This window comes from Bacteroidales bacterium (assembly GCA_014860585.1).
Taxonomy (GTDB): domain Bacteria; phylum Bacteroidota; class Bacteroidia; order Bacteroidales; family 4484-276; genus RZYY01.
Window position 1 is genome coordinate 1 of the sequence record JACZJL010000004.1, and the last position, 12,761, is coordinate 12,761.

A 12,761-nucleotide genomic window follows, 5' to 3' on the forward strand; every position below is an offset into this window, starting at 1 on the left:
CAGTTGTTGGTGAACAAAATGATAAACATCATTGGTTGTGGTGGATTTACCGGTGGCAGTGAGCATGAAAGTGCCGTCATCATCGCAGGGTGAATAGATGGCTGTTCCGTTGGCGCTGGCGTGGGTGTTGTTGTTTACCCATGGAGGAAGCAATGCCGAGCCTTGTTCCACGGTGATGTCAGAATAAACTGTTGTTGAATTTCCACACTCGTCTTCAAGAACAACTTCCACTGTTATGGTTTGACCCAGGTGTGAACAGTTGAAAGTGGAAGGCGTAATGGTTATTGAAACCACACTGGTTTCATAGTCGCCGTAGTCGGATAGCACATCATTGGCGACAAGGTTGTATTGCCCTGAAGCGTCGAGATCTACGATGCTATTTTGTGCGGTGGCATAAGGCGGGTTGGTGTCAACGGTCACTGTTGCGCTCGCCGAATTCACCGGGTCGCACACGCCACTTTGCACCACCGCCCGGAAGTGGGTGGTTTGGGTTACGGTGGCTGAATAGATTTCACCGGTATAGAAAACATCATCCCAGCTTTCTCCATCAATGGATAACTGCCACTTGAGGATAACGCCTACCTGGCCGCTGAGTGTCAGTTCCTGTGATACGCCTGAACAAACAACGCTTGCAGCGGGACTGATTGCGCCGCCTTTACTGAGGGGGTCCACATCCACTTGCAATGTATTCGATTCCATCCATGCAGTTTCGCACGTAACCCTTACAAGCCTGCGGAACCAGGTGGTTTGAGTCACTGTTCCAACATGGGTGTAAGTTTCTGAAACCGCCCCCGGAATATCCACAAAAATTGGGCTTACTGTGCTGATCTGCCACTGGTATTCCAGATCGCCAGTAAAGACGGTTGGCACTGAAATGCTGGTGAATGAAGACGGAACATAACCAATGCAAATAGTCTGACTTGAGGCTATTTCACCGCCATCGGCGGGGTTGGCGCAGCAGGCTTGTAATGGATCAGTCACGGTTACGGTTGCAGTACAGGTTGCATTATTGCCACTGCCATCGTTAATGGTGAGTGTGACTGTGTTTAATCCCTTATCCCCGCAATCGAAATAGTCGGGGATTACACTTACATAATTGATCGTGCCGCAATTGTCACTACTACCACCATCCACATCGGATGGGAGGATACTTACTTCACCCTGGGCGCTAAGGTTCACAATAATATCCTTGCAAATGGCTGTTGGGGGTTGATTATCCACAACAGTCACTATTTGAGTGCACGTTGCTGTATTGCCGGATGCATCAGTGGCTAAGAATGTATTGGTGGTTGTTCCAACAGGAAATGACGAACCTGATGGCAGACCGGATATTTGTGCTAGTGTAGGATAAGTAGTATTCCACGAGATTGTAACCAGGCCATTGCCTGACTGAAAACCTGCAGTGTTCACCTGATTGATTCCGGCATTATATGACCCACCGCCGCCGCCACCGGCAAAAGGATATGAACCATTAGTACCACCGCCGGAATATCCACCGCCGCCGCCACCATTTCCACCATAAAGCCAGCCGCAACCTCCACCACCATATCCCCCGTGGTCAGAACCATATCCAGATCCACCAGCACCACCATTTACATACGCACGTCCTCTTCCATTAAAATTTCCATTACCTGGAACTCCATCAGTATAAAATCCACCTCCCCCGGCACCGGAACCAACGTTTGCGCCACCACCGTTACCTGCAGTTCCACCGGCAACCAAACCGTCTGCACTTGCAGTGCCTGATGTGGTAATGGATGCATTTACCCCATTTCTGTTACTGCCACATTGCTTAATATTATTTGTTGCTCCACCACCGCCACCTGCGATAACCAATGGAGTATTACCTGTTCGAACAACAAAACTTCCACCACCACCACCACCATCTTCTCCATTTGTAAAGCCTTGTTGACCTACAAGAATAGAGATAACTTCTCCGGGTGTTACGGCGATGTCACCTGTCATGCGGGCTCCCAATCCACCCGTAGCAGCACAAGCAACAGACACTGACCCACCTTGAGCACCGCACGCATCAACATTAATTGAAGTTATTCCGGCAGGTACTGTAAAAGTTTGTATTGAGCTCGTGTATGAAAAAGTTTGACTTACGGCAGCAACAGACGCGCAATTATCGCTTACTGCGGGTGCTGCGTAGTTTACCACTGCACCACATTGCCCCGTTGTGTTGTTAACTGTTACGTTTGCAGGGCAATTAATTACTGGAGGCTGATTATCATTCACGGTTACATCAAATGAAACCGTTGTTGCGCTGTTTGTTCCGTCGGTTCCTGTTAAGGTTACGGTGGTTACCCCTGTGTTGAAGGATAATACGCCACTTTGTGTGCCGTCTGCCAATGTGTTTCCTGAAGAAGAAAGTGTTGTTGCACCGGTTGTGGAGTATCCCCACATCGAACTTGTGCAATTATCTGAAATAGGGTCAGCAATGGTATAATCAGCAGCACAGGTATTTGCAATCACATTTAAAGATTGATTGCCCGGGCTTGCAAGGGTTGGCGCCTGGTTGTCAATAACTGTAATTGTAAAGCTGCATGTTGAAGTATTTCCGGGACCTGATACAGTTCCACGAAGGTTATCGTCGGCAATTGTCCATGTATTGGGAACACTACATCCAATAGATGCCCTAACCCTTGAAAACAATTGATTTCCTGTAACATCGGCACTTGTGCCTCCGTAATCCTGACCAACCTGGGTATAACCTGAATTGCTAAATATAAATTCGTATTGTCCTATTGCCTTACTACAATTGCAAGTTAAATGAGAAGTAGCATAATAATAACTGAATGCTCCGCAACCACCAGGAGAGCAATTACCAACTCCATAAACAGCCTCACAAGCTTTGAGCGCAACTGTTTGATTATTATCGGTAGCAAAATGATTAAAATTGATGCCGGGTACACCAGTTGGAGCCTCAATAAAGCCGGCATCTGATGCCTGAAAGGTTATTGTTGAGGTTCCGACCGGAAATGCTGAACCACTTACAAACCCACCAATCTGAGAAGCAGCAGCGTAGCCACAATTATCAGTAGCAGTAGCAGCAGCAAAATTTACTACAGCAGAACATTGCCCTGTGGTAGCATTTACAGTAATATTATCCGGGCAGGTGATCACCGGCGGCTGATTATCAACCACAGTGACTGTAAAAGAAACCGTGGTTGCAGTATTTGTACCATCCGTTCCGTTTAAAGTTACTGTTGTTACCCCCGTATTGAATGATAATACCCCGCTGCCAGTACCGTCTGCTATTGTGTTTCCTGAAGAAGTAAGTGTGGTTGCTCCTGTTGTGGAGTAACCCCACATCGAACCTGTACAATTATCCGAAATTGGGTCGGCAATGGTAAAATTTGAAGCACAGGTGTTTGCAATCACGTTTATAGTATGATCACCCGGATTAGCAAGGGTTGGTGTTTCATTGTCCAGAACAGTCACCGTAAATGAAACCGATGATGCACTGTTTGTGCCATCTGTTCCGGTTAAAGTTACTGTTGTTACACCCGTATTGAATGATAATACCCCGCTTCCCGTACCATCAGCTATAGTGTTGCCTGAAGAAGTAAGTGCTGTTGCTCCTGTTGTGGAGTATCCCCACATCGAACCTGCACAATTATCTGAAATTGGGTCGGCAATGGTATAATTTGCAGCGCAGGTATTAGCAATCACGTTAAATGATTGATTGCCCGGATTAGTGAGGGTTGGTGGTTCATTATCCACAACGGTTACTGTTTGAGTACATGTTGCTGTGTTACCGGATGCATCAGTGGCAGTCCAGGTTACTGTTGTAATTCCAACTGGATATGTTCCCGTAGCATCACAGGTATTATTGAAGCTGTTTTTGAGATTGATGTCATTCGAAGGCATCGGTGATGCTACCCATGCCGTGTTCACATTCATATTGGTAAGGGTTCCGTTATGCACTGGGTTAACTATGTCAGATAATATTGAACTCCCCGGGCCGTCCTCAAAGTTGAAATATGCGACAAGTCCCGGTTCATTCCCGTTTAACCGCTGGTTCATATTGCATGCAATCTGGGGTTGTTCTAAAGCATAATTCCAAATTTGCATTTCGTCAACCATCCCGTCAAATACTTCGCCTGTACCCCATCCTGATCCAATATTTAAATTATGAGGCCATGTACCGTTTACTCCGGGAGAAGGAATTGAACTTCCTTTTGAAAAAAGTAGTAAACCATCAACATAGAGATGAGTGTCTGTTGTCTTTCTCACTATAGTGTAATGGTGCCATTGATTATCGGTAGGGAAAGTAGAACCGGTTATGTACCAGGAGTCTCCAACTCTTATAAATCCCGTACTGCTTTGTCCCAAATACAAATTGCGACCTTGTGCAAATATATTTCTAAACTGACCCGGATGATTGTTGACTTGTCTGGCCCAAACTGAGACTGTGAATTCGCCTGTTGTTGGAACTACATCATCAGGACCAAATACATAATCATTTACTCCGTCAAAACTCAATGCATGACCCATTACTGAACAATTATCACTGACAGTTGGTGGGGTTAATGTTGTTGTTCCTGTACAAAGCCCCGGCGTGTTGTTGATGGTAACTGGTCCTGCACATGTGATTGTTGGAGGCTGGTTATCAATCACCGTTACTGTTGCGGTGCAACTGGCTGAATTACCGGCTGCATCGGTTACTGTTAATAGCACATTATTGGGTCCTACCAAAGAACAATCAAAATCTGTAATGCTTGCATTAAAGGAGACAATGCCAATATTATCGGTTGAACCGCCGTCCAAATCTTCCCCAATAATAGATATGTTACCGGTTCCATCCAATTCAACGGATATATTTTGGCACACTGCTACGGGTGGTACGTTATCTCCGATCTGAAGATTAGCAAAAGGAACTGTTGATAATGCTGGCGGGCTTTGTCCGTGTACCCAATTAGAAATATCTTCAAAATTAACCTGGGTAACCACTACACCTCTTTTGGTTTGATCGTATTCTGTTCCTAATGGTGAAGATGCGGGAAAACCGTCTGCAACTACTGCATTTACAAAAACAGGTGATGGATCTTCAATAGCGGGAATGAAACCTCCTGAGACTGATGATGTGCCAGAAAAAAGCGCTGAATAAATAGCGGTAACCCCGTTTGATGGATTTACATCAGTATCGCTGTAAGCATAAAATGTCTCCCCTGTAGTTGAAACAGCAAAATTTCCTGAAAGCAAAGCAATTGTTCCACATGTTCCATTACTACAACTAAGTGTAAGATTATCAGGTGATGATTCTGTAACTACGATCACATTACCTTTGGTAATAACACTTCCCGGAGAAGTCCATCGTACAACGGCTTCACCTGAACTGAACAATAAGGTTGAATTGCTAAATGAATTGTCAGTAAAATAAACCTCTGTATTGGCAGGAATATCCTTTACCGCTACAAATGAGAATCCATCGGGATCAGTATGACTTATTCCGGTTAAAGCTACCATTGGATTTGCTTCAGAAGTATCGTCATTAACAATTATACCAGTAGCAGCACCCGGGGTTCCAGCAACATAACCAGTGCCACCGGTAATTACTAACACGATATTTTCGTCAGGTTCCAACGTTACATCTCCGGCAGGAGTCAGTGTTATAGAAGCTGAATTTGAGCCATTTGAAATGGTAACGGTACCTGCTGAAGCATTAAATGTTCCTGCCCCTGACTTTGAGTAATCAGTGCTAAAAGCAGCTGTACCACCTACAGAAAAGTTGATGGTAATATCAGAAGTCGCTGTAGCATTTAATAAAAAAGTAAATACCATTCCAGTACCACTGTTTTCGGAGACAGATGATGGCGTGGTCGTAACAGTCACCACCGGATCTGAACTGTCTAAATTCAGATTGGTAAAGAAAATGGAAGATAAAGTGGCATTGGGTTGAGCGTGTACGTAGTTTGTAACATTTTCCAAAACCACTTTGCTCACATTGGTTCTTGCTTGAACCGTTGGTGTAAATTCAACTCTATTGGGCGCCGATGCAGGGAAACCATCGACGACGATAGATTGCAAATACCAGGTTGAAGGGTCCTCAGCAGAGGGAATATTACCTCCGGAAACTGATGATGTACCGGTAAAAATAGCTGAATAAATAGCTGTAACCCCGTTTGATGGATTTACATCAGTATCGCTGTAAGCATACATGGTTTCACCGGCAGTTGCGGTAGCAAAACCTCCTGAAAGCAATGCAATTGTTCCACATGTTCCATTACTGCAACTAAGTGTAAAATTATCCGGAGATGATTCTGTTACAACGATTGCTTCACCTTTGGCTATTACACTTCCCGGAGAAATCCATCTTACAACGGCTTCACCTGAACTGAATGATAAGGTTGAATTGTTAAATGAATTATCAGTAAAATAAACTACTGTATTAGCGGGAATATCTTGTACCGCTACAAATGAGAAACCATCCGGATCAAGATGATTAATTCCAATTAAAGCGACAAGCGGTGTGGTATTGTTTACATCGTCGTTTGTTATTGTACCCGTGGCGCTAACAGGGCTTCCGGGTATATATCCTGATCCTGGATTTACTGTAAGAATAACTGTTTCATGAGGCTCAAGATCTGAGTCGTTTACAGGATTAATGGTAACATTTACAGATGAGGCACCGTTAGGAATGACAACAGTTCCCGTAGATGCTCCAAAAGTTGCAGCACCGGTTTGTGTATAATCACCGGGAAAAACGGCCGTGCCCCCGACCGAAAAATTTACGGTTACATTGCTGGTTGCAGTTTCGGCAAGCGTAAATGTATAAACCATATTTGTGGCGCCGTCTTCCATCACAGACGATGGGGATACTGTAACTGAAACACCCGGATCTGCAACTGCAACAAAAGGGATGATTGAAAGCGCTGCATTAGGCAGTCCGTTTAACCAGTTACCTGTTAAGGTAAAATTAACCGTGCCAACATCAACATTTCGCAAAGCAGGATTATATTCAACCCTGTTTAGACCTACGTTGACATCTCCATCATTTGGAAAACCATGTACAACAATTGCATTTGGAAAATCAGAAACCGGATTCTCATTGGCAGGGATAAGACCTCCATTTTGCGTTGGCGCCTCGCCCGAACCGGTATAAAGCACTGAATAAATGTCAGTAATACCAATAACAGGATTTTCATCATCGTCTTTATAGGCATAAAATCCTTCTCCATTTGTAGCTATTGAAAAGCCTCCACTTCCGGCAGTTTTAACCGCTGTGCCGAAGCCGCCACTACTTGTCACTATAAATAAATTGCTTGAAACATCTGTCTCTTCAACATAAACAACATGGCCAGCATTAATGGCCACGGTAACGGTAAATTTGACAACGCTTTCAGACTGATCTAAAAATGCATTTCCTGCATTATTATATTCGTTTTCTGTAAAGTATATTACCTCGTTGACTGAAAGGTTTTCTCTCGCAACAAACGAAAACCCATCCGGGCTTAAATGATTTAACCCAATTACGACAACCTTCTGTGCAAAGATTGCATGGGCGGAAACCATTAGATAAAAAGCGAATAAAAAAGTAAATTTTTTCATGTGTTCAATTTTTGTAAGTTTAATTTTAATGTGGTAAATTTTAGCCTTACCTTCGATAATTCCAGATCATGGGCCATATCGAATGGTAATCATTTATGTAAATGGGAAAAGCAATAATTTTTAAAATGAAATGATTCTTGGGTGGCGATGACCAGGGTTGTCGAAATGTCAATGATTAAAGCGATAACAGTAGGCGTCGCATCAACTGTAATTATGTTTTCAATGGTTGTTGTTCCCTGAGCGTTTTGCCAGGAACTCTCCAGGCAGATATTGAACTGAACTTTAGTGTAGCTTACGATAATGCTCTTGTTGGTAGTTTTAAGTGTAGAAACATAGATGATATTAACCATCAGGTAACTTCCGGTAGAAGTCAGTAATAGACCAGGTAAAGTAAAGTAAAATGGTTTTTCATTAATTAAGTATTTGAGGTTAGCGTTTTTAAATTCATTAATTTACAGCTTCTAATACGAATGATTTTGAATTTGCAAATGACAACTATTAATCAAAGGCAAGCTGTTAAGTTTTAGTTAAAAATGTTCAAGTTATGAATTATTAAGGTTTTGAGGATTGAAATACGGCAAAGAATAATCACCTACCTAACCCGTAGGTTGGAGAGTTTTTCCGATTTCAATGCCAAATTTATATTCAGGAATTTTTTTGGATTCAAGAAGCTAAACCGATTTTCCATTGTATTCCCTGCTAAAAAGAACTGCAGCAAAAGTACTCCGGGGAGGTGGTGTGAGGTTAGGACTTTTCTTGCAATCTGTTGGACTTTTCTTCCAGTTATCCTCCACTCGTATACTGCATGTGCTGAATACGAGCGGCAAATCGGGTGGATGAACAATTCTCTTTGCGTATTAGGAGAGTTAGGATCGCTTTGAGTAATGGTATCGCAAGACTACCCGGTGCTATCGTTAAATCCTGCGGGTTTGTCTAAAGCTGGAGTTCTGATCGTTTCCAATTCCCCTTCTTATTAATCCGACTGCTCAGTGTTTATTCCAAAGGTTTTTAGTGCTCAATACAATTCTGATTTTAGTTGCATCCTTTTCTGGAAAGCAACATCCTTGGTGGATAACGAGAAAGGCAATGTCCGATCCTATGTTGATTTTGTTAATAATCTAAAAAAAACATTGTAATTTCCATATTTATTTACAGAATTACTTTTTATTTGTGGATTATTTTTCAATTTGCTATTACTGATCTAAAAACTTATCGCCATGAAAAAACTGATTTTAATTGCTGCTTCGATAGCTTTATCCTTTGCTGGTTACTCACAAACTGCCACAAATTTTTCATGTAAAGATTGTTCAGGTGTTGATCACGAGCTTTACACCGAGCTTGATGCAGGGAAAGTGATTATTCTGACCTGGGTTATGCCCTGCGGGCCTTGTGCCGGGCCAACCATTACCACTCATAATGTTGTTCAAAGCTATCAAACCAGCCACCCCGGAAAAGTGATCATGTATCTTTGCGATGATTATGCCGACACGCCCTGTGTTTCCTTAGCAAGCTGGGCAAATGGAATAGGGACAACCAATGTTACGCTGTTTTCAAATTCAGCAATCCGGATGGAGGATTACGGTACTCCCGGTATGCCAAAGATTGTGGTGATCGGAGGCCCTGAATACCTGGTGTATTATAATTCCAATAATACAGTAAATCATGTTTTGCTGCAGGCTGCCATCAATCAGGCTATTGCGGCTACCACAGTCGGGATTGGAGAAAATGAACCATCCATTAACAGTTTAAATCTTTTTCCTAACCCTACCAGAGGGAATTCGACCCTTAATTTTGATCTTAAAGAACCTTCACCGGTCACCATCGAAATTCTCAATCAAACAGGCCAGATCATTTCTCAGCAGTTTTATGGCAATCCGAATTCGGGAAGTAACACTTTTGAAGTGAATACGGAAACACTTCCTTCCGGGATTTATATTGTCAGGTTACGTGCAAATAATCAGGTCAGTATGGCAAAACTTGCTGTCGGTTTCTAAATCCAACAAAGTGATTAAATTCTTTACAGTATTGCTATTTATGTTGCTGCTGATCAGCAATGACTCCCAGGCACAGTGTTGTTCTGGTGGCGCCGGCAGTCCCATTGCCGGAGGTTATTCACAAGGAGTCTTAGCCGGACGCCAGGTTGAGATTAACACCAATTTCCGCTTTGTGAATACCGATCAGTTTTATACAGGAGATAAAAAAGACACAACCAGGTACTTCGACAGTTTCAGAAGTGCTTATCAATATTTCAGGTTGGCATATGGAGTCACTGAGAAGCTTACGATGTCTATCGAAACGGGGAATTATTTTTATAAAGAGGAAACAGGCCTGAACAATGACCCTGCGCGAACTTATTCCTCCTCAGGTTTCAGTGATCTTTTACTTTTCCCACGTTACGAAGTGTACCGAAAAACGAAAAATGAGCGTATCACCGAGCTTAGCTTAGGATTGGGTGTTAAAATTCCTATTGGAAGTTACAATGACTCTACAGGTAACGTTGAGCCATTTTCCGGCAGCACGTATTATGTAACCAACCCTCAGGCAGTGCAACTTACTACCGGAGCAAATGATGTGATTTTCTATCTTTTTTATTTGAAAACCCTTGGGAAGAAAGATTTCAAGGTATTTGCCAACACCTTCTACATTTTAAAAGGCTGGAATCCCCTTGGAGAAAAGATGGGAGATTATGCAAGCGTTTCCTTGTTCGTGAGCAGGTCATTTGTAAAAAACCTTGGTACGACGCTCCAGATAAGAGGCGAGTGGATGAACGAGATGTCTGTCAACAAAGATATTCTGACGTATGCTTATCCTAACTATGACCCTTTTGCAACAGGCTATAAAAAAGTGTTTGTAATCCCACAAGTCAGCTATTCGGTGGGCAAGTTTACATTTTTTGCCCTTGCAGACCTACCTGTTTATCAATATGTTACCAAAACGCAGGTTGCAACTGAACTGCAAATTACAGCAGGTGCATCGTTCAGGTTTTTGGTTCCTGAACAACCCAAACCTCTAAGCCTCTAAATTTTATTCCCCCTTTCAGATTGCTGACCGGACACAAATTTTTGCCCAGATGGGTGAAAATTCATATTTGATCTCGCCTCTCATTCAAGTTTAATTTCTGCGACGTAAATTTTTCAAGATTAATATCTAATTCTTATTCAATTCTTTAGAAGAATATTTTTCCTTTTCAAAATCCGAAAGTTATTCATGGCATGATTTTAAAGCAACAGGATTTCAGAAATGAAATTTACTGAGTTTAACATCAAAATCTAAAAGTCATGAAAACAAGAATCTCTACTCTCGGAACTGTTCTGCTGGTTACATTAGCTTTGAACCTTTTTGCAGAACGCATTGAAAAAGAAGTTGCTGAGCAAATCGGCAAAAACTATTACTGGGAAGCATCACGCGATAGCAAAACGCTGAAGTATGATGAAATTACCCTTAACCTGTTTACCACAAAATCGGAAAATGAAACTCCACTGTACTACATTTTCAACATTAACTCCAAAGATGGATTTATCATCGTTGCTGCTGATGACAATGTGATCCCTGTTTTGGGATACAGTTTTGACGGGCGCTGGGACGAAACGGAATTACCACCGGCATTTGACCAAATGCTCGATGTTTTTGAAAACCAGATCCGGACAATAATTGAGGAGCAGATTGAAGGTGGAGTAGAGGTTGAAGCGCTTTGGGAAAAATATGGGAATTTTAATCCCAATCCGGAAAAATCAAAATCGGTTTCACCACTTCTTACGACAACCTGGAATCAGAACCAATATTACAATGGTATGTGCCCTGTTGATATCAATGGCCCGGGCGGGCGAGCCTATGCCGGTTGCGTAGCCGTCTCGATGGCGCAGGTGATGAAATTTTGGGGGCATCCCACCCAGGGTAGCGGATCCTACTCTTACACACATCCCGTTTACGGAACACTGTCAGCCAACTTTGGAGCGACCACCTACAGCTACAACCTGATGCCAAATTCCATTTCGGGTTCTAATTCGTACATTGCCCAATTGCTTTATCACTGTGGCGTTTCGGTATCAATGAACTATGGCCCCTACGGCTCAGCTCCAATGGGGACTTACTGGGATCTGGATATTACCAATGCGCTGAAAAATTATTTCAAGTATTCATCAAGCGCTGCCTGGGACTGGAAGGTGAATTATTCCAATTCTACCTGGATCACAAAACTGAAAAACGAACTGGATAATGGACGCCCATTAATCTATTACGGCTGGGATGGTGGCACGATGGCTCATAATTTCAACTGCGATGGCTACCGCAGCACAGACAATTACTTCCATTTCAACTGGGGCTGGGGCGGATGGTACGATGGCTATTTTCCAATTACTAACCTTACTCCTGCGCAAGGATATAGCTTCACGTATTACCAGGGAGCCATTTTTAATCTTACACCAAATACAAATCCAACGGTTTACTACGATTTTGGCGATGCACCCACACCTTATCCAACGCTATCAGCCAATAACGGCGCCTGTCACCAGGTTCCGGCCAATCCAACGGTGTATCTTGGTTATTCTGTAGATACAGAACCTGATGGACAACCCCATATCAACTGCACCGGTGACGATACTGACATTCTCTATCCACCTGTGAACGATGATGAAGATGGTGTGATCTTCCCTGCCATTGTTTATCGCAATACGATAAACACCATAACTGTAGTTGCTTCCTCAACTGGCTACCTGCAGGGATGGCTAGATTATAACCAAAACAGCCTCTGGGGTGATCCGGGAGAGCAGGTTTTTACCAATTATCCTTTACTTCCCGGAGCAAATGTTTTACAGGTTAATATTCCCTCAACAGCCAATACCGGCTGGACTTATGCAAGATTCAGGTTTAGCTCGGTAATGAATTTGTCCTTCACCGGATCAGCTCCAAATGGTGAAGTGGAAGATTACTTCATCAGAATCAACGAACCAACCCCACAGGGATTTGATTTTGGTGATGCTCCGGACTCCTACCAGACCATGCTTGCCAGTAATGGCGCCCGTCATTTTTACGTACCGGGTTTATTCCTTGGCAATGGTATTGACCTTGAACCCGACGGACAACCAGACCCGATGGCAATGGGTGATGATCTGAACAACACTGACGATGAAGATGGAGTGGTAGTGCAGAATACTTTAATGGCCGGACCGGGTGGATTTATCTATGTAATCGCTTCAAACTACGGA

Annotated in this window: 5 protein-coding genes; 3 read left to right on the forward strand and 2 right to left on the reverse strand. The window is 43.1% G+C overall.

From position 1 onward, the window contains the following. Together IH598_00280 and IH598_00285 are read right to left on the reverse strand one after the other, a co-directional pair. Window positions 1–7,557 (reverse strand): HYR domain-containing protein (locus IH598_00280; GenBank protein MBE0636937.1); only part of this gene is annotated, 7,557 nt, incomplete at its 3' end. An 89-nt stretch (window positions 7,558–7,646) separates the two neighbouring features. Next, window positions 7,647–7,907 carry a hypothetical protein gene (locus IH598_00285; protein MBE0636938.1) on the reverse strand — a complete coding sequence of 87 codons (261 nt, stop codon included), beginning with the start codon at window positions 7,905–7,907 and terminating at the stop codon, window positions 7,647–7,649. Between the two features lie 867 nt (window positions 7,908–8,774). On the opposite strand from IH598_00285, the gene IH598_00290 reads away from it, so the two are divergent. The 3 genes from IH598_00290 to IH598_00300 all read left to right on the forward strand — a co-directional run. Next, entirely contained in the window at window positions 8,775–9,551 is a 777-nt protein-coding gene (locus tag IH598_00290) for a T9SS type A sorting domain-containing protein (protein ID MBE0636939.1), read from the forward strand. A gap of 10 nt (window positions 9,552–9,561) precedes the next feature. Further along, window positions 9,562–10,578 carry a transporter gene (locus IH598_00295; GenBank protein ID MBE0636940.1) on the forward strand — a complete coding sequence of 339 codons (1,017 nt, stop codon included), beginning with the start codon at window positions 9,562–9,564 and terminating at the stop codon, window positions 10,576–10,578. Window positions 10,579–10,835: 257 nt separating this feature from the next. After that, on the forward strand, window positions 10,836–12,761 hold a 1,926-nt coding region (locus IH598_00300), incomplete at its 3' end, for a C10 family peptidase (protein ID MBE0636941.1).